Annotated in this window: 12 protein-coding genes and 3 rRNA genes; all 15 read left to right on the forward strand. The window is 40.1% G+C overall.

Annotation, left to right across the window (positions count from 1 at the left end; genetic code table 11):
• Positions 1 to 162: 162 nt before the first annotated feature.
• The 15 genes from BQ5367_RS00035 to oppC all read left to right on the forward strand — a co-directional run bounded on the left by BQ5367_RS00035 (position 163) and on the right by oppC (position 19329).
• A 16S ribosomal RNA gene (locus BQ5367_RS00035) occupies positions 163 to 1698 on the forward strand.
• Positions 1699 to 1927: 229 nt separating this feature from the next.
• A 23S ribosomal RNA gene (locus tag BQ5367_RS00040) occupies positions 1928 to 4819 on the forward strand.
• 53 nt (positions 4820 to 4872) lie between these two features.
• A 5S ribosomal RNA gene (gene rrf, locus BQ5367_RS00045) occupies positions 4873 to 4986 on the forward strand.
• Together the 16S, 23S and 5S rRNA genes form the textbook arrangement of a ribosomal RNA operon.
• Positions 4987 to 5098: 112 nt before the next feature.
• On the forward strand, positions 5099 to 6310 hold the full coding sequence (locus BQ5367_RS00050) for a peptidoglycan bridge formation glycyltransferase FemA/FemB family protein (protein ID WP_071440558.1): 1212 nt from the start codon (positions 5099 to 5101) through the stop codon (positions 6308 to 6310).
• The gene (gene tsaE / locus BQ5367_RS00055) at positions 6307 to 6750 is read left to right on the forward strand and encodes a tRNA (adenosine(37)-N6)-threonylcarbamoyltransferase complex ATPase subunit type 1 TsaE (protein WP_420604871.1); all 444 of its coding nucleotides are present in this window, start codon (positions 6307 to 6309) and stop codon (positions 6748 to 6750) included. The genes BQ5367_RS00050 and tsaE overlap by 4 nt, the downstream gene beginning before the upstream one ends.
• Entirely contained in the window at positions 6747 to 7337 is a 591-nt protein-coding gene (tsaB, locus tag BQ5367_RS00060; protein WP_071440560.1) for a tRNA (adenosine(37)-N6)-threonylcarbamoyltransferase complex dimerization subunit type 1 TsaB, read from the forward strand. The genes tsaE and tsaB overlap by 4 nt, the downstream gene beginning before the upstream one ends.
• Positions 7334 to 7777 carry a ribosomal protein S18-alanine N-acetyltransferase gene (gene rimI / locus BQ5367_RS00065; protein WP_071440561.1) on the forward strand — a complete coding sequence of 148 codons (444 nt, stop codon included), beginning with the start codon at positions 7334 to 7336 and terminating at the stop codon, positions 7775 to 7777. The genes tsaB and rimI overlap by 4 nt, the downstream gene beginning before the upstream one ends.
• Positions 7774 to 8781: a tRNA (adenosine(37)-N6)-threonylcarbamoyltransferase complex transferase subunit TsaD gene (gene tsaD / locus BQ5367_RS00070; RefSeq protein ID WP_071440562.1), complete on the forward strand. Its 1008-nt coding sequence runs from the start codon at positions 7774 to 7776 to the stop codon at positions 8779 to 8781. The genes rimI and tsaD overlap by 4 nt, the downstream gene beginning before the upstream one ends.
• A gap of 58 nt (positions 8782 to 8839) precedes the next feature.
• Complete coding sequence (locus BQ5367_RS00075; protein WP_071440563.1) at positions 8840 to 9478, forward strand: redox-sensing transcriptional repressor Rex; 639 nt, start codon at positions 8840 to 8842, stop codon at positions 9476 to 9478.
• 226 nt (positions 9479 to 9704) lie between these two features.
• Positions 9705 to 11087, forward strand: coding sequence for an asparagine--tRNA ligase (asnS, locus tag BQ5367_RS00080; RefSeq protein ID WP_071440564.1), 1383 nt, complete (start codon positions 9705 to 9707; stop codon positions 11085 to 11087).
• A 64-nt stretch (positions 11088 to 11151) separates the two neighbouring features.
• A complete protein-coding gene (locus BQ5367_RS00085) occupies positions 11152 to 12447 on the forward strand; it encodes an N-acetylmuramoyl-L-alanine amidase (protein ID WP_071440565.1) in 1296 nt (431 codons plus the stop codon).
• 1 nt (position 12448) lies between these two features.
• Positions 12449 to 14311 (forward strand): ABC-F family ATP-binding cassette domain-containing protein, encoded by a 1863-nt coding sequence (locus BQ5367_RS00090; protein WP_071440566.1) that lies wholly within the window; start codon positions 12449 to 12451, stop codon positions 14309 to 14311.
• Positions 14312 to 14850: 539 nt separating this feature from the next.
• The gene (locus BQ5367_RS00095; RefSeq protein ID WP_071440567.1) at positions 14851 to 16779 is read left to right on the forward strand and encodes a peptide ABC transporter substrate-binding protein; all 1929 of its coding nucleotides are present in this window, start codon (positions 14851 to 14853) and stop codon (positions 16777 to 16779) included.
• Positions 16780 to 16871: 92 nt separating this feature from the next.
• Positions 16872 to 18407 (forward strand): ABC transporter permease, encoded by a 1536-nt coding sequence (locus BQ5367_RS00100; RefSeq protein WP_071440568.1) that lies wholly within the window; start codon positions 16872 to 16874, stop codon positions 18405 to 18407.
• A 1-nt stretch (position 18408) separates the two neighbouring features.
• Positions 18409 to 19329: an oligopeptide ABC transporter permease OppC gene (gene oppC / locus BQ5367_RS00105; protein ID WP_071440569.1), complete on the forward strand. Its 921-nt coding sequence runs from the start codon at positions 18409 to 18411 to the stop codon at positions 19327 to 19329.
• Positions 19330 to 19336 lie beyond the last annotated feature (7 nt).

Genomic DNA, 19336 nt, shown 5'->3' on the forward strand with positions numbered 1-19336 from the left:
AAAAAAAGTAAAAAAAATATTGACAGAGGGAGGGGGAGGTGGTATTATATACAAGCACTCGCAAGAGAGCGCACGGTCTTTGAAAACTGAACAAGAAACGTCAATTTCGAAAGAAACAGAAAAAGGAAACAGCGAACGCAAGTTCGTTCATAAAGAGTCAATCAAATGGAGAGTTTGATCCTGGCTCAGGATGAACGCTGGCGGCATGCCTAATACATGCAAGTCGAACGCCTGAAGGACAGAGCCTGCTCTGTGCGGAAGGAGTGGCGAACGGGTGAGTAACACGTAGACAACCTGCCTGTGAGACCGGGATAACGGATGGAAACGTCTGCTAATACCGGATAGGTAGAGAGGAGGCATCTTCTTTCTATTAAAGTCGGGACACGACGCTGACAGATGGATCTGCGGTGCATTAGCTAGTTGGCGGGGCAACGGCCCACCAAGGCGATGATGCATAGCCGGCCTGAGAGGGTGGACGGCCACATTGGGACTGAGACACGGCCCAAACTCCTACGGGAGGCAGCAGTAGGGAATTTTCGGCAATGGGGGGAACCCTGACCGAGCAATGCCGCGTGAGTGAAGACGGCCTTCGGGTTGTAAAGCTCTGTTGCAGGGGAAGAACGGCATGAAGAGGGAATGCTTCATGAGTGACGGTACCCTGCCAGAAAGCCACGGCTAACTACGTGCCAGCAGCCGCGGTAATACGTAGGTGGCAAGCGTTATCCGGAATTATTGGGCGTAAAGGGTGCGTAGGCGGCGGATTAAGTCCGGAGTAAAATTGTGGGGCTCAACCCCATCGAGCTTTGGAAACTGGTCGGCTGGAGTGCAGGAGAGGCAGATGGAATTCCATGTGTAGCGGTAAAATGCGTAGATATATGGAGGAACACCAGTGGCGAAGGCGGTCTGCTGGCCTGCAACTGACGCTGAAGCACGAAAGCGTGGGGAGCAAATAGGATTAGATACCCTAGTAGTCCACGCCGTAAACGATGAGAACTAAGTGTTGGGGAGACTCAGTGCTGCAGTTAACGCAATAAGTTCTCCGCCTGGGGAGTATGCACGCAAGTGTGAAACTCAAAGGAATTGACGGGGGCCCGCACAAGCGGTGGAGTATGTGGTTTAATTCGACGCAACGCGAAGAACCTTACCAGGCCTTGACATGGGGATAAAGGCCCTGGAGACAGGGAGATAGGTATATCCCGCACAGGTGGTGCATGGTTGTCGTCAGCTCGTGTCGTGAGATGTTGGGTTAAGTCCCGCAACGAGCGCAACCCTTGTCTTCAGTTACCAGTATTAAGTTAGGGACTCTGGAGAGACTGCCGGTGACAAACCGGAGGAAGGTGGGGATGACGTCAAATCATCATGCCCCTTATGGCCTGGGCTACACACGTACTACAATGGCGGCTACAAAGAGCTGCGAGCAGGCGACTGCAAGCGAATCTCGGAAAGGCCGTCTCAGTTCGGATTGAAGTCTGCAACTCGACTTCATGAAGTCGGAATCGCTAGTAATCGCGGATCAGCATGCCGCGGTGAATACGTTCTCGGGCCTTGTACACACCGCCCGTCAAACCATGGGAGTTGATAATACCCGAAGCCGGTGGTCCAACCGCAAGGAGGAAGCCGTCGAAGGTAGGATCGATGACTGGGGTTAAGTCGTAACAAGGTATCCCTACGGGAACGTGGGGATGGATCACCTCCTTTCTAAGGAGAAAGCACGGAGAAGTTTCTTGTTCAGTTTTGAGAGAGCGAAGCTCTTTCAGGAAGTCGTTCTTTGAAAACCGAATAACAGAAGATAGATATAGAAAACATGATCTTTCTGAAATAGTTGGAGATGAAAATCGAGAACAGTTAGAAAACAGTAACTCAAGAAACCAAAGGAAATTGGTAAGCGGCAAGGAGAAAACCTTGGAAAAAAACGAAGACTTAAGGTGATTAAGTTAATAAGGGCGTACGGTGAATGCCTGGCCACTGGCAGCTGAGGAAGGACGCATCAAACGGCGAAACGCCACGGGGAGCGGTAAGAGCGCAAGGATCCGTGGATATCCGAATGGGGGAACCCGGCAGCGGCAATGCGCTGCCATCCGCGGGTGAATACATAGTCCGCGAGAGAGCAACCCGGGGAATTGAAACATCTTAGTACCCGGAGGAAAAGAAAATAAGAATGATTCCGCAAGTAGCGGCGAGCGAACACGGAGGAGGCCAAACCAGAGGAAGCTCTGGGGTTGTAGGACTTCAGATAAGAGACGGCGAAGACTAGCAGAACGGCATTGAAAGGCCGGCCACAGGAGGTGCAAGCCCCGTAAGCAAAAGTCGGAGCGCTCGAGAAGGATCCTGAGTACGGCGGGGCACGAGGAACCCAGCCGGAATCCGCCGGGACCATCCGGCAAGCCTAAATACTCGCCAGTGAGCGATAGAGAACCAGTACCGTGAGGGAAAGGTGAAAAGAACCCCGGGAGGGGAGTGAAAGAGAACCTGAAACCGTATGCTTACAAGAAGTCAGAGCCCGTTGAGGGGTGATGGCGTGCCTTTTGTAGAATGAACCGGCGAGTTACCGTAGCGTGCGAGGTTAAGCAGGAGATGCGGAGCCGAAGCGAAAGCGAGTCTGAAGAGGGCGCAAGTACGGTGCGGTAGACCCGAAACCAGGTGATCTAGCCATGATCAGGTTGAAGTTGAGGTGATACTCAATGGAGGACCGAACCGACCCCCGTTGAAAAGTTGGCGGATGAATTGTGGCTAGGGGAGAAATTCCAATCGAACCTGGATATAGCTGGTTCTCCCCGAAATAGCTTTAGGGCTAGCGTCGGAGAAGAGATGCGCGGAGGTAGAGCACTGAATGCATGATGGCCCCATCCCGGGGTACTGAATGCAATCAAACTCCGAATGCCGTGCATTATATCCGGCAGTCAGACTGTGGGTGATAAGGTCCATGGTCGAAAGGGAAACAGCCCAGACCGCCAGCTAAGGTCCCAAAATATATGCTAAGTGGAAAAGGATGTGGGGATGCACAGACAACTAGGAGGTTGGCTCAGAAGCAGCCACCCTTCAAAGAGTGCGTAACAGCTCACTAGTCGAGTGACCCTGCGCCGAAAATGTACCGGGGCTAAGCATATTACCGAAGCTGCGGATTTACTGGAGACAGTAAGAGGTAGGGGAGCGTTCCATGGGAGGTGAAGCCGTACCGGAAGGAGCGGTGGATCGCATGGAAGTGAGAATGCCGGTGTGAGTAGCGAGATGCAGGTGGGAATCCTGCACACCGATAGCCTAAGGGTTCCAGGGGAAGGTTCGTCCGCCCTGGGTAAGTCGGGACCTAAGACGAGGCTGAAGAGCGTAGTCGATGGACAACAGGTAGATATTCCTGTACCCGCGTAGGAATGAAGGAGTGACGGAGAAGGTTAGTCTGCCCCGCTTAACGGATTGCGGGACAAGCATAGGAGCAGGCGCACAGGCAAATCCGTGCGTCAATGCAGAGATGTGATGTGGAGCGAACGCTTCGGCAAGTAGCGAAGGAGATGATACCGGCTTCCAAGAAAAGCTTCTAGTGTTAATCCTGCAGCGGCCCGTACCAAAACCGACACAGGTGGGCAAGGCGAGAAGCCTGAGGTGAGCGAGAGAACTGTTGCCAAGGAACTCGGCAAAATGACCCCGTACGTTCGCAAGAAGGGGAGCTCAGAAGAGCCGCAGTGAAGAGGCCCAAGCGACTGTTTAACTAAAACACAGCTCTCTGCAAAGTCGCAAGACGAAGTATAGGGGGTGACTCCTGCCCGGTGCCGGAAGGTTAAGAGGATGTGTCAGCGGAAGCGAAGCACTGAATTGAAGCCCCGGTGAACGGCGGCCGTAACTATAACGGTCCTAAGGTAGCGAAATTCCTTGTCAGGTAAGTTCTGACCCGCACGAAAGGAGTAACGATTTGGGCGCTGTCTCGGCAGCAGACTCGGTGAAATCTTAGTCCCGGTGAAGATGCCGGGTACCCGCAACTAGACGGAAAGACCCCATGGAGCTTTACTGCAGCCTGATATTGAGCTTTGATCACATATGTACAGGATAGGTGGGAGACAAAGAGACCTGCACGCCAGTGCAGGAGGAGTCGCTGTTGGGATACCACTCTTGTGTGATTGGAGTTCTAACCTGCTTCCGTGAACCGGGAGAGGGAGAGTGTCAGGCGGGCAGTTTGACTGGGGCGGTCGCCTCCCAAAGAGTAACGGAGGCGCCCAAAGGTACCCTCAGATTGGTTGGAAATCAATCGGCGAGCGCAAATGCAGAAGGGTGCTTGACTGCGAGAGCGACAACTCGAGCAGGGACGAAAGTCGGGATTAGTGATCCGGCGGTGCCGAATGGAAGGGCCGTCGCTCAACGGATAAAAGCTACCCTGGGGATAACAGGCTGATCTCGCCCAAGAGTTCACATCGACGGCGAGGTTTGGCACCTCGATGTCGGCTCATCGCATCCTGGAGCTGAATTCGGTTCCAAGGGTTGGGCTGTCCGCCCATTAAAGCGGTACGCGAGCTGGGTTCAGAACGTCGTGAGACAGTTCGGTCCCTATCTGTTGTGGGCGCAGGAAATTTGAGGAGAGCTGTCCTTAGTACGAGAGGACCGGGATGGACCTTCCGCTGGTGCACCAGTTGTATCGCCAGATGCACAGCTGGGTAGCTAAGAAGGGAACGGATAAGCGCTGAAGGCATCTAAGCACGAAGCCGCCTCCAAGATGAGATTTCCCATACGCAAGTAGTAAGACCCCTGAAAGACGATCAGGTAGATAGGTCAGGGATGGAAGCATAGCGATATGCGGAGTTGACTGATACTAATAGGTCGAGGACTTAATCACAGAAGGAAGATCAAATCAGCTGTTATTCGGTTTTGAGGGAACGACCTCAGAGATCTGGTGGCGACAGCCAAGTGGACACACCTGTACCCATCCCGAACACAGAAGTTAAGCACTTGCACGGTGACAATAGCCGGGCCTGCCCCTGTGAAGATAACTCGCTGCCAGATGATCGGCTCACTCTTGTGAGTCTTTTTTTATATACTAGATTTAAGAGTAATCAAAGCATTTGATAGAAGTAATTTTTCAACGAGTGTGCTATAATACAACAGGAGGCTAGATATGTTTATTTTTAGAGAAAATATAGAACCTAAAGAACATGATGAGTTTGTAAAGAATCATCCTTTATGTGCACTTCTTCAGTCATCTTCATGGGCGAGCGTTAAAGATAATTGGGATCATGTTATTGTAGGGGTTGAAGAAGAGGGTCATTTAGTTGGTTCAAGTCTTGTATTAATAAAAAGACTTCCTTGGTCACTGACGATGATGTATATACCAAGAGGTCCTATTATGGATTACGAAAATAAGGAATTAGTTGCTTTTTATCTTGATTCGTTAAAAAAATGGGCAAAAAAATACCATTGTTTATTTATTAAATTTGATCCAGGTATTCGTATTCGTGAATTTCTAGTAAAAGATAAAGATAAAACTCCTTATCAGGATAACGTACAAACTATCATTCGAAATATTGAATATGGTGGTGGCCGCCATCTCGGATTCACTATTGATATGATGGATACGATCCAGCCAAGATTTCAAATGGGTGTGCATAAATGTGATGATTTCTCAAAATATGTACAAAAAGATGTTCGAAAATCAAAAAATGCTGCTTTAAGAAAGCATGTAGAAGTAAAGCGTTATGGAATTGAAATGGTTGATGTATTTTCAGATCTCATGCATCAAACAGAGGTTCGTAAAGGTGTCGCATTAAGAAATCGTGATTACTTTAAAAAATTAATGGAAGTCTATCAGGATCATGCTTATCTTTTTTTATGCAGTGTAGATCCTACAATTCGAGGCAATGAAGTAAAAATGCGACTTCAGGAAATTGAAAATGAATTAAAACAAGATGACTTATCGCTCAACCAGATAGATCGTCTTGAAATTGAACGTAAAAACATGACAGAAGAATGGAAATCGCTTGAAGAAGTTCTTCAAAAATATGATTCAACTACTTATATTGCTGGAGCCTTAATGATTGGTTTTGGAAATACGGTTGAAATGTTATATGCGGGTATGAATGAGGATTTTAAAAGCTTTAAACCACAGTTTCTTTCTCATTTTATTCGTTTTCAATATGTTTTTGAACAAGGCTATGAGTATGCCTGTATGGGTGGCGTAGAAGGTACTTTGGATGATGGCTTGACAGGTTATAAGTCAAAATTCAACGCACTTGTCAGTGAGTATATTGGTGAATTTGATTTACCAGTAAATCATCTTTTATATCGCTTAAGTCGTATGGCTTATACAATTAGAAAGAAGAGAAAATTATGAAAATTGTGATTCATTCAAAAAAAGAAACAGAGTTATTAGGAAAAAAGTTAGGAGAATTATCTTTTAAAGGAATGTGTATTACTTTAAACGGTGATCTTGGTGCTGGGAAAACAACTCTTACGAAAAGTATTGGAAAAGGCATGGGTATTGAGAAAACAATCAGTTCACCAACATTTACGATCCTAAAAATATATAAAGGAGAAATTCCTCTTTATCATATTGATGCTTATCGTTTAGAGGGAATCGATCAAGATCTTGGATTTGAAGAAGTCCTTCAAGGCGATGGTGTTTGTGTCATTGAGTGGGGCGAATTCATCAAAGACATTTTGCCTGCTGAAAGACTTGATATTTCTATATATGCTCAGAAAGATGAAGAAAGAATTTTTGAAATAAATGCTTGTGGAAAGCGTTATGAAGAGTTATTGGAGAAACTAGTATGAAAACATTGGTATTAGATACTTGTCATAAATATATTGTAGCTGGCTGTTTTGAAGATGATAAATGTCTGAGTTCATGGAATGAATGGGCATGGAAACAACAAAGTGAGCGTTTTTTTGAAGTCTTAGATGATTGTATGAAAAAAGCAGGATGGGAATGTGATCAGATCGATCAAATCATCTTGACTGATGGTCCAGGAAGTTATACAGGAGAACGTATTGCGATGACTTTCGCAAAAGTGTTGTGTACACAAAAGCCTATTGATTTATACACGATTCCGACTTATTTGATCTTCGCAGGAAAAAATAACGGGGAAGTAATCTTAGATGCACGAAGCAATCGCGTTTACTGTGGAACTTGTGAAAATGGAAAACTCATCAGTGAAAGTATCAAGACATTGGATGAAGTTAAAGAAGATCAAGAAAATGGAGTACATATTATGGGTGATTCCTATCTTCTTGGTAATGAAAAAGAGAATATTGACTTAGCAGCAAACTTTATGGCTGTCAAAGATGCCTGGAAGAAAGTAACAAACGTACATACTTTAACACCTCATTATTTGAAAAGTAAGGAAGAATTAGTTAAATGATCAGAGAAATGACACTGGATGATTTAGATCAGGTAATGGAAATCGAAAAAGAAGCTTTTGATGAACATTGGAAACGTCAGGATTTTGAATATGAGATTCTAGAGAATGAGTTTTCAAAGATGATGGTTTATGAAAAAGATGGTTTAATTTTAGGAATAATTGGCTATTATATTCTTTTCGATGATGCCCAAATCACAACACTGGCGGTATTAGATCAGGCAAAGCGCCAGGGAATTGCTTTAAAATTGATGACATATGCCATTGAACAATGTGATTGTGAAAAATGCAGTGTCCTTTCATTAGAAGTTAGAAAAAGTAATGAAGCTGCGATTCACTTATATGAGAAATGTGGTTTTCATGAGATGAATATACGGAAAGGCTATTATGAAGATGGTGAGGATGCCCTTTTCATGATGAAAGCTTTAGGAGGAAATATATGAGTAAAATACTAGCAATTGAATCAAGCTGTGATGAAACAGCAGCAGCTGTAATTGAGGATGAACATATTGTTTTAGCCAATGTTGTAGCAACGCAGATTGATGTACATAAAGAATATGGAGGAGTAATACCAGAAATTGCTTCACGTATTCATATTGAAAACATTTCAATGGTAATTGCTGAATGTTTAAAAAAGGCAAATTTAAAGATGGAAGATATTGATGCGGTAGCCTTTACACAAGGCCCTGGACTTATTGGCAGCTTACATGTAGGGGTACAGGCGGCAAAGACATTAGCGTGGGCTTTTAAGAAGCCACTAGTACCTGTCCATCACATCGCAGGTCATATTTATGCCAATCGACTAGTCAGTGAACTTCATTTTCCATTGCTGGCTCTTGTTGTCAGCGGTGGACATACAGAGCTGATTTATATGAAAGATGAATGGAGCTTTGAGGTTTTGGGTACAACGCAGGATGATGCGATTGGAGAAGCTTTTGATAAGGTTGGCAGAGTATTAGGGCTTCCTTATCCAGGCGGCGTTTATATCGATAAGTTATCAAAACAAGGAAAAAATATTTATAAACTGCCAAAACCAAAACCAGAGAAAGAATTGGATTTTTCATTTTCAGGTCTTAAATCAGGAGTGTTGCAATTTATTAAACGTATGGAACGTCAAAATGAGACATTTAAACCTGAAGATCTGGCTTGTTCCTTCCAAGAAACAGCGATTAACTGCCTATTAGAAAGAGCTGATAAAGCATTAGAACGCTATGATGTGAAACAGTTTGTATTAGCGGGCGGAGTAGCGGCTAATAGCTGTCTGCGTGAGCATGTTTTAAATGATCTACAGAAAAAATATCCAGCTGTTGAATGTTTGATACCGCCATTATCTTGCTGTACAGATAATGCAGCTATGATCGGGGTTGCTGGTAGTGTTGCTTATCGTCATGGAATACGTGCAGATTTTGATGTAAGTGCTGATCCAGGAATGGATATTGAAAGTTAAATAAATTAGAATATTCACAAAGATTTGCTTTTGTGATATACTAATTATAGGTGATCATATGACAAATAAAAATGTGCCAAAGGCAACACTACAAAGATATCCACTATATCTAAAAGCTTTAAGAAAGCTCTCAAATTCGGGCGTTGAGCGAATTTTATCCAAAGAGTTGAGTGAATTTGTAAATATTGAACCGACAACGATACGTCGTGATTTTTCATTTCTTGGTAATCTTGGAAAGCAAGGATATGGGTATGATGTATCAAAATTAATTGATATTTTTTCACAAGAACTGGGGCTAGAATTTGATGAAAAAATTATTCTAATTGGAGCTGGTAACCTTGGACGTGCTTTGATGAAATACAATAAGTGGAATTATGTGGTTGGAGAAATCACTTGTGCTTTTGATGTATCCCCGGATCGTCAAGGGGTACGTTTCGGTATACCGGTCTATGATCTTAGTGAATTAGAAGAAAAAATTCCTCAGGGATGCCGTATCGCAATTCTAACGGCCAGCACTGAAATCCAACAGACAGTGGATCGATTAGTAAATTGTGGCATCGTAGGTATTGTTGATTTTACTCATGAGCACATTCAAGTGCCAAAAGGGGTTGCAATTAAGTACATTGATGTAGTATCATCTATACAGGAGCTTGTTTTTGAGACAAATGCTTTAAATAAAAAAACGGCAAAGAAATGAGTCACCCATTGACTCCCTTATTAGCGACTTCATGATGGTGAAAGATGGAGAAGGGAAAATGAGCGTGGAACACTCATGGAGCTGAACCGGAGAAATCAAGTAGACGGTTACGCGGGCAGGCGTTATATGCATAAAAGATGCGTATCAATAGATGCGAATCAGGATGGCACCGCGTTATTACGTTCCTGAATAGGAACGTTTTTTTTTAAGAAAAAGGAGAAAAGATATGTTTGAATTTATGACAATTCGGGAATTGTATGAGATGGTTCAGTCACAGAATCACATGGAATTGGATTCTATTGAGTATGTGCAATTACAGGGATGGGTCAGAACGAATCGCTGTAATGGCAAACTTGGTTTTATTGAACTTAATGATGGAACTTATTTTAGAAATGCACAGCTGGTTTATCAGACAACTTTGAAAAACTTTGAAGAAGTGCGTCATTATCGTACAGGAACTGCATTAACGATTACAGGTAAGTTTATATTGACACCGGAGGGGAAGCAGCCATTTGAAATACAGGTTACAGAAAGTATATTGGAAGGTGACTGTGATGAAGATTATCCATTGCAGAAAAAACGTCATAGTTTTGAATATCTGCGAGAAATTCCACACATTCGCCCACGTGCAAATACGTATTATGCTGTTTTCCGTTTAAGAAGCGTTCTTTCTATGGCTATTCATGAATTTTTCCAGGATCAGGGCTTTGTCTATGTACATACGCCAATCATCACTGGAAATGATGGTGAAGGTGCTGGAGAAATGTTCAAGGCAACAGTACGTAGTGATGATAAATATGATGAGGATTTTTTCGGTAAAGAAGCTTATCTGACAGTTACAGGCCAGTTGCATGTGGAGGCATTCGCATTAGCTTTTCGTGATGTCTATACGTTTGGACCAGCCTTTAGAGCTGAAAATTCGAATACCCCATTCCATGCTTCAGAATTCTGGATGATCGAACCGGAAATTGCTTTTGCAGATCTAAATGACAATATGAATCTGATTGAAGATATGATCAAATACTGTATTGATTATGTGCTGGAAAATGCACCAGAAGAAATGAAATTCTTCAATACGATGATCGATCATGAGGTCATGGATCGACTCAATATGATTCGCAACAGTGAATTTAAACGTATGACTTATACAGAAGCGATCGAAATATTAGAAAAGGCTGATGTGAAGTTCGAAAATAAGGTTGAATGGGGAATGGACCTTAACCGTGAACATGAACGTTATATTTGTGAACAGATCGTTCATGGCCCAGTATTCTTAACAGATTATCCAAAAGATATCAAAGCATTCTATATGCGTATGAATGACGATGGCAAAACAGTGGCTGCATGTGATCTTCTCGTTCCAGGAGTAGGGGAACTTGTAGGGGGCAGCCAGCGTGAAGAACGTTATGATGTTTTGAAGAAGAGAATGGAAGAAATGGGCATGAAAACAGAAAATTTGGAATGGTATATGGATCTAAGACGTTTTGGCGGCTGTAAGCATGCTGGATTTGGTTTAGGCTTTGACCGTTTCTTAATGTATTTGACAGGTGTTGGTAATATTCGTGACACTGAACCATTCCCAAGAACACCAAGAAATCTGATATTCTAGACTCTGTATAGGGTCTAGTTTTTTTTTCGCATTTCAACTATAATAGTAAAGAAAGGAAAAGAATATGGCTTATGTAAAGAAACCACGAAGAAAAATTAAATGGAAAATTGCAATTCCTTTGTTATGTTTGGTTTTAAGTGTCGTTTATCTTTTGGTAAATGTTCTTTTCCCTCGTACAGAAGATAATGAAGGTGTTCAAATATGTTCCTATTCAATTTCTAAAACATCTGCTTTATTAGAACAGGAATATGAGAGGACATATGAAATTAGCGATTATTTCTTTTATGGAGAAAATCTAAGCTTTCTTCAAGAACCTTATGTATTAGGAGAAAGTGATGATTTATATGGGAAAACGATCCAGCTAAGAAATCTTTGTAATGATGAAAAGATATTATTCCAGTTAACAAACTCAGTGGATCAGCAGATTGATTTGGGTGAATTGGAAGATGGCTTTTATGAGGTGTATGTTGTTAATAACCTTCAAGAATATCGAATGACAAGCAGTAGTGAAATCGATGATGTTTTTCATACGATCACACGAAATAATCAAAGTAAAAAAGTTGAAGTGATCGCAACAAATAACTATTTAAAAGATACTGAGCTGAATCACAATTATGTATACTTGAATATAACAAGTGATAAAGTCCAGAAAGATAAGTATGATATCTTGATCGATCCATTTGGCGGTAATGATGACTATGGTACAGGAGTTCGCTGGGGTTATCAGATCAATGGACTAAATGAGAATGATGAAATGTATAAGGCAGCTTTAGTTTTAAAAGAGAAGCTGGAGGAATATGGCTTTGTTGTTGGTGTGACAAAAAATTCAATGGAGCAGCAGATCAATACAAATGGTGTTGATGGACGAGCTTATATTGGTTATGAGCATGAAGCAAAGCTATATTTGAATCTGCAGTTTAATGGGTCAGATTATTCTTCTACCAGTGGTATAGAAATCACTCATTCTTATTATTCATCTTCAGCTTTAGCGAATCAAATCATTCATGATTTAGAGGAAAATGTGGGTTTGATGGGTTCAACGCTATATCCAGGAACGATCCAGAATGGGGTTTTGACGAATACTGCTGAAAATGATGAAGGTGTTCTCTATGATAATAATTCAGTGGTTCGTGAAACAGGTGGAGTTGCGACTGGGGCAGGCAGCATGAATGAATCAATGCGTGAAGAAAATTCTTTTGCAACCAACAATAAGAAAGGAATGCAGGCATTAATGATGCGCCTGATCTATGTTTCAAATCCAGTGGATTATAAGCTTTGGGTGGATGATTATGAAAGTATCATGAGTAGCATTGCAGATTCTATTGCTACTTATTATCAGATTGAAATTGAGGATAATTAATATGAAATATCAAATAAATAAAGGAAGCAAGGGTTTTGGTGGAAACATCTTGTTTGAAAACATACAGTTTGAAGTCAGAAATAATGAGAAAATAGCTCTTATTGGTAACAATGGTTGTGGGAAAACCACACTTTTAAAGATTATGGCCGGTGAGGAAGAATTAGATAGTGGCGTTATTCATAAGGCGAATGACTGTCGTATCGGCTATTTGGCTCAGACAACATTTGAAAATGAAGAAAACAGTGTGCAGGAGGAAATGAACACTGTTTTTTGGGAGGTTTTAAAGATCAAAGAGAAGCTGGAGGTTGTCTATAAAAGGATGGAAAGTGATCATAGTGAAGCACTGTTAGAAGAATATGCCAGCCTTCAGCATGCCTTTGAAGAAAGAGGCGGTTATACGATGCAGTCATCGATTGAGACCGTATTTACAAAATTTGGATTTAAAGAAGAAGATCTTTCAAGACAGATCAAAACTTTTTCAGGAGGGCAGCGTACACGGATCGCATTTGTAAAGTTACTATTATCACAGCCGGATATTTTGTTATTGGATGAGCCGACCAATCATCTTGATCTAGAAACGATCGAATGGCTGGAAGGTTTTGTGAAAAGATATCCCAAAGCGGTTGTATTAGTATCTCATGACCGTACGTTTATCAATAATGTTGCTGACGAGATCTATGAGATCGAATGGGGCGTCATGCGTCGTTATGTCGGTAACTATGATACTTTTCTTAAAACAAAGGAAAGTGATATCGAACGCCAGAAAAGTGCTTATGCACGGCAGCAAAAGGAAATTGAACGTATTGAAGCTTTGATCGAAAAGTTCCGTTATAAGAAAAATAAAGCAGCTTTTGCGCAAAGTAAAATTAAATATTTGGAAAGAATGGATCGAATAGAAGATGTCAACACTTCTAAAAGAAGCTTTAAAGCGCATTTTCATGCCCGTATTCGTGGCGGGAAGCGAGTATTAGAGGTAAAGGATCTGGCGATTGGTTATGATCATATACTATGTAAGGTTTCTTTTGAGATCATGCAGCATGAAAGAGTGGCTGTTATTGGGCCGAATGGTAAAGGAAAATCAACATTAGTAAAAACGATCATGGATCTGATACCTTCGCTTGGTGGAGAAAAAATGCTGGGACATCAGATTGAAATTGGTTATTTTGATCAGGATCTGGCACAGTTCAACAGCAGCAATACGATCCTAGAAGAAGTATGGAATGAGTATCCGGATATGACACGCAGTGAAGTGAGAACGGCATTAGGATGTTTTTTATTTACCGGAGATGATGTATTTAAGACGATAGATTGTTTAAGTGGTGGTGAAAAGGTAAGACTGTCACTTGTAAAACTGATGCTGAAGCAGCCTAACTTTTTAATCATGGATGAGCCTACGAATCATCTTGATTTAGCTGGAAAAGAGGCATTAGAAAATTCACTGAAAGAATATGATGGAACGATGATGTTTGTTTCTCATGATCGCTATTTTATCAATAAGCTGGCAACAGCAATTCTTCATATCGATGAAAATGGGGCTACTTTCTATAAGATGAATTATCAGGATTATCTTGATCGTAATAAACCTCATGAAGAAACTATCAAAGTGAAAAAATCATCTGCACCTGTAAAGCGGGAAGAAAAAAAGAATATTAATTATTCAAGAGAAATTCGCAAGCTTGAAAAAATGATTGATCAGAAAGAAACTGAAATTGAAGCTTTGCGTGAATTGCGTTTTGATCCTGAGTATTATCATGATTATCAAAAAATGGCTCAATTAGATGAAAAAATTGATGATGTGAATAATGAAATTGAAAATTTAATGGCTAAATGGGAAGAGTATAGTGAAATAATGGATAAAGCATAATAAAGGAATAAAAAAGTGTTTGTACATGATCTTTAGTGCTAAAAAGTTTAAGATCAATGAATTCAAACACTTTTGTTTATTAGATAACTTATCAGGAATATTGATCAGGGTTCAAAGTTTATGCTTTTACAACCGTGAACTATAAAATGTTAATCTTACGATCAGGGGATGAAAAAGAGTTTTGTAAAAACCACGGAATAAAATCGAAGATGTCACTGTATGAGATGTAAGGGGATATCTGATTCACATATTTAAAAGAAGTTCTAGAAATATATTCCTGAAAATCCATATTTTTTGATAAAAAAAGAAATCTTCAGGCGGGATACAAGTGTCTTTCTATGAAAGACACTTGTATTTATATGTCGCTCATAGGAAAACTAATTAAGTAATTTATGAAAACAGTTTCATAAAATATGAAAAAAAAGAAAAAAACTTCAAAAAAACTTCAAATTTGCTTGCATTTTTGTTTCCCATCATTTAAAATGTGTGAGTATAGCAGAGAGGCTATGATATTTTATCAATAGGAGGATAAAAAGATTATGAAAAAAGTATTAGGATTATCTTTAAGTGCTCTTATGGTATTGACTTTGACTGCTTGTGGCGGAAATAGCGGTCCTGAACTGGCAAATAGTTATGACTATTTCTACAGTACAGATATGTCAACATTGGATTATGTTACGACTAATAAGGCCAATAACCATCAGCACACTGTAAACTTCGTTGAAGGTCTATTACAGAACGATGCAACTGGAGCTTACATCCCTGCTGCTGCAGAAAGTTATGAAACTAATGAAGATGCAACAGTATGGACATTCCATCTTCGTGAAGGAATTCAGTGGGTAACTGCGACAGGTGAAGAGTACGGAGCAGAATTAACTGCTCATGACTATGTAACTGGTTTACGTCATGCCGCAGATTTTGATTCAGAAATGCTTGAATTGGTTGATACGATGATCGTTAACTTGAAAGCATATGCAGATGGAACAGCTTCTTGGGAAGATGTTGGAGTAAAAGCTCTAGATGATTATACTTTAGAGTACACATTGAATGATTCAGTTCCTTATTTTGATACAATGACTACTTATACAATCCTGTATCCAATTAATCAGGAATTCCTTGAATCAAAAGGTGCCGGATGTAAATTAGGTGCTCCAGACAAGAATACTTGTGAATTCGGTCTTCTTCAGCCAGATTCAATTCTTTATTCCGGACCATTCATTTTAAGCAATTTAACTGCTAAATCAGAAATTTCTTATACAAAGAATAATTCTTATTGGGATGCAGATAATGTATTTGTTGATACAGTTTCTTTGATCTATTACGATGGACAAGATAAATATGGTATCATTAATGCTTATGAAAATGGACAGTCTGTTGCCGCTCCAATTCATGGTGACTGGGCAGATTATAGTGATTATGCCGAAACATATAAAGATTACATGATTGCTCCTCGTCCAAATGCTTATTCATTTGGTATCAATTTTAACTTAAATCGTATAAGTTATAATAACACAAATAAGACAACTGAAGCTGAAAGAGAAAATACAAGAAATGCATTGCAAAATTCTGATTTCCGTAATGCAATCTTCGCAGCATTCGATCGTGTTTCTTATTTAAGCGTAACGATGCAGGAAGAAGTTGCTATTTCTAATTTGCGTAATATGAATGGCGTTCCAGCTTTAGTTCATACTTCTGACGGTACTTCATATGACAAATTAGTTGCTGCTGCATACCAGGAAATGACAGGCAATGAAATTGATCTATCAGATGGACAGGATCCATTCTACAATCCAGACGCTGTAGATGGTTATATTGAAAAGGCAAAAGCTGCAGGAATTACTTTCCCAGTTACACTTGACTTACTATGTGAAGACCTTGATACTGCTCAAGCTGTTGCTTCTTCATTAAAGACAGCCGTTGAAACAAACACAGATGGACAGATCTTAATCAACGTTATCCCATTACCTGAAGATGATTATCTTGCACAGGCATTCTACAATAACAACCCTGATGCAACTGATTATGATATCAGTACTGCTTCTGGATGGGGTCCTGATTATGCCGATCCTAAAACATTCTGTGATGTGTATAGTATCGCTAATAATGGTGCATTCTTAACAAATATTGGTTTATATCCAGAAGGTGAAAATGTTCAGTCTGATGCTGCTGCACAAGCTGTAGGATTAGATGAATATCAGCAGTTACTTGATGAAGCTGATGCAATTAAGAATGATTTAGATGCACGTTATGAAGCATATGCTAAGGCAGATGCTTGGATTCTTGCAAATGCTGTATATATTCCAGTACAGCAGCAAGGTACGAACTTAACTGTAACAAAAGTTGTACCATTTACTCAGCCATATGCACTAGGTGGTGCTGGCGGATACAAGATGAACTTCATGAAAGTTCAAGTTGAACCAGTTACTGTTGAAGAATATGAGGCTGCAAAAGCAGAATTTGAAGGATAGTCAATTGAAGAAATATTGATTCTTAAGTAAAAAGGGATTGAAAAATTACTTTCAATCCCTTATATTACTGTATGTGAAAGTGAGTGATAAAAATGAAAAGATACTTTTTAGGCCGATTAATTCGTTCAATTTTTTCAATTTTCATTGTAGTCATTATCGCTATCGTTATGATTTTTGGGCTTATTCCAAAAGAAAAAGTTTTTGAAAATGACCCTCAGCTTAGTAAGCTTAGTGGTAAACCCGATGATCGTACGACATATATTTATACACGTTGGGAAGAACTTGGTTATCTAGATTATGTAACTCAAGCTGATATGTGTAAAGCTTATAGTGATGACTATAATGAGTGTATGCGACTTGATGTAACTCAAGAAACGAATGAGACCGGAAAAGTCGTAGATGTCTATTCTAATTCTGAAGAAGGACAAAAAGTTATCAAAATATACGAGGAACAGGGCTATACAGTTGATTATATGACAACTGGATTTGCATGGGCAAGCCGTGATAATTCAATTTTTAATATTGCGGTGAAATATATTACAAATATGTTTAAAGTAGATAACCCATGGGCAGTAACTGATCCTGATAATCCAGACATGGACCGTTCTATTTATTTTGGAACAGATAATAACGGTATGCCCGCTCTTAAATGCAGTGGATGTGAACACCAGTATTTAATATATGTTGATGGTTCTTTTCCATTTATTCACCAGAATTGGATTTCTTTAAATTTTGGACGTTCTTATCCGACGTACAGCGGATCTTATACGATGGATGTAATATCTGACCAGCAAGGTGAATATGTTCAGAAAGAAGTAACTTTTGATAATGGAACGACAGCTATGAGTTCATTAGATTTGCATTCATGTCAATATAAGCAGACATCAACATTAGATAGAATGGATAAATCAAGATTCGAAACAAATTATGCGAATTGTAAGTCGTTTAAATCTGAGGCTTCCATGATCAATATGTCTTATATATTTGGTATCATCTCGTTAATTATTGCATATATCATTGCGATTCCATCTGGTATTATTATGGCTCAGAAAAAAGATAAGTGGCAAGATAAATTAGGTATGGTTTATATTAACGTCATGATTGCTGTCCCTTCATTAGCATTTATTTACTTTGCTCGTAATATTGGTATTATGTTTAATCAGCCAACAAAATTCCCTACTTATGGCGGAGGCGATATACGTTCTTATATTCTTCCTGGCATCATTCTTGCATTATTGAGTACGGCATCTTTGATGATATGGATGCGCCGTTATATGGTTGATCAGTCAAATGCCGACTATGTGAAATTTGCTCGTGCAAAGGGATTGTCTCAAGGAGAAATATTCAGAAGACATATTCTTAAGAATGCAATAATTCCGATTGTAAATGGAATTCCAAGTTCAATTATTCTGTGTATTGGTGGATCAGTAATTACAGAATCTGTATTTTCGATTCCTGGTATGGGTAAAATGCTACCGGATGCCATCAATGCAAATAATAATGCTATGATCATAACATTGACTTTTATATTCACGGCGTTATCAATCATTGCATTGCTGTTAGGTGATGTTTTAATGACATTTGTGGATCCTCGTATCCAGTTGAGTTCGAAAGGAGAAACAAGATAATATGGAAGAAAACAAATTTCAATTCGTAGAACTGAAAGAAAGTGCTGCTGAACATATTGCTGCTCCTCATTATTCTTACTGGAAGAGTGTATTCCGCAGATTCTTTAGCAGTAAGGTCGCAATTGTTATGCTGATAATTGCATCAATCATTATTTTAATGAGTATTATTCAGCCAATGTTTAGTGGATATGTGCCAGGTCAGAATCCAAATATTAATGACCAGTCTATGAAATATTTAGCACCTTCGCTTGAACACTTTTTCGGTACGGATAATTATGGAAATGATTTGTTTGATGCAACATGGCTAGGAACAAGAACAAGTTTGTTTATTGCATTTGCAGCAACATTTATAACAACAGTTATCGGTGTTATTGTTGGGGCTTTCTGGGGTTATTCAAAGAAAATGGATAAATTTATGCTTGAGCTTTATAACATTGTGGCTAATGTACCATTTACACTTGTTGTTATGGTATTGATGTATGTGCTTGGAAGAGGCGTCAGTCAGCTGATTTTTGCCTTATCATGTACTTCTTGGCTGTCAGTTGCTTATTTTATACGTGTTCAAGTTCTGATTATTCGTGATCGTGAATATAACCTTGCTTCACGCTGTTTGGGTACACCTACTTATAAAGTTGTAATACACAATATTTTGCCATATTTAGTATCTGTCATTGTAACATCAATCGCACGTGATGTTCCTAACTATATTAGTTATGAAGTATTTTTGTCTTTTCTTGGTGTAGGTTTAGGTTCTAGTAATCAGTCGCTTGGAAGAATGATTCAAAATTATTCAAATGACTTAACTGCTGTACCTTATCTATTTTGGATTCCAGTTGCAGTTAGTGCGATTATATCAGTATCTCTTTATGTAATTGGACAGACTATGGCAGATGCGAGCGATCCTCGTACTCACATGCTGTAGGGAGGTA

Origin of the sequence: Traorella massiliensis (assembly GCF_900104665.1) — a bacterium.
In the GTDB taxonomy this organism is placed as follows: Bacteria; Bacillota_I; Bacilli_A; order Erysipelotrichales; family Erysipelotrichaceae; genus Traorella; species Traorella massiliensis.

Excerpts from the sequence above, each read along its gene's own strand:
- BQ5367_RS00050 (WP_071440558.1), top strand. The coding sequence starts at position 5,099 with ATGTTTATTTTTAGAGAAAATATAGAACCTAAAGAACATGATGAGTTT.
- tsaE (WP_420604871.1), top strand. The coding sequence starts at position 6,307 with ATGAAAATTGTGATTCATTCAAAAAAAGAAACAGAGTTATTAGGAAAA.
- tsaB (WP_071440560.1), top strand. The coding sequence starts at position 6,747 with ATGAAAACATTGGTATTAGATACTTGTCATAAATATATTGTAGCTGGC.
- rimI (WP_071440561.1), top strand. The coding sequence starts at position 7,334 with ATGATCAGAGAAATGACACTGGATGATTTAGATCAGGTAATGGAAATC.
- tsaD (WP_071440562.1), top strand. The coding sequence starts at position 7,774 with ATGAGTAAAATACTAGCAATTGAATCAAGCTGTGATGAAACAGCAGCA.
- BQ5367_RS00075 (WP_071440563.1), top strand. The coding sequence starts at position 8,840 with ATGACAAATAAAAATGTGCCAAAGGCAACACTACAAAGATATCCACTA.
- asnS (WP_071440564.1), top strand. The coding sequence starts at position 9,705 with ATGTTTGAATTTATGACAATTCGGGAATTGTATGAGATGGTTCAGTCA.
- BQ5367_RS00085 (WP_071440565.1), top strand. The coding sequence starts at position 11,152 with ATGGCTTATGTAAAGAAACCACGAAGAAAAATTAAATGGAAAATTGCA.
- BQ5367_RS00090 (WP_071440566.1), top strand. The coding sequence starts at position 12,449 with ATGAAATATCAAATAAATAAAGGAAGCAAGGGTTTTGGTGGAAACATC.
- BQ5367_RS00095 (WP_071440567.1), top strand. The coding sequence starts at position 14,851 with ATGAAAAAAGTATTAGGATTATCTTTAAGTGCTCTTATGGTATTGACT.
- BQ5367_RS00100 (WP_071440568.1), top strand. The coding sequence starts at position 16,872 with ATGAAAAGATACTTTTTAGGCCGATTAATTCGTTCAATTTTTTCAATT.
- oppC (WP_071440569.1), top strand. The coding sequence starts at position 18,409 with ATGGAAGAAAACAAATTTCAATTCGTAGAACTGAAAGAAAGTGCTGCT.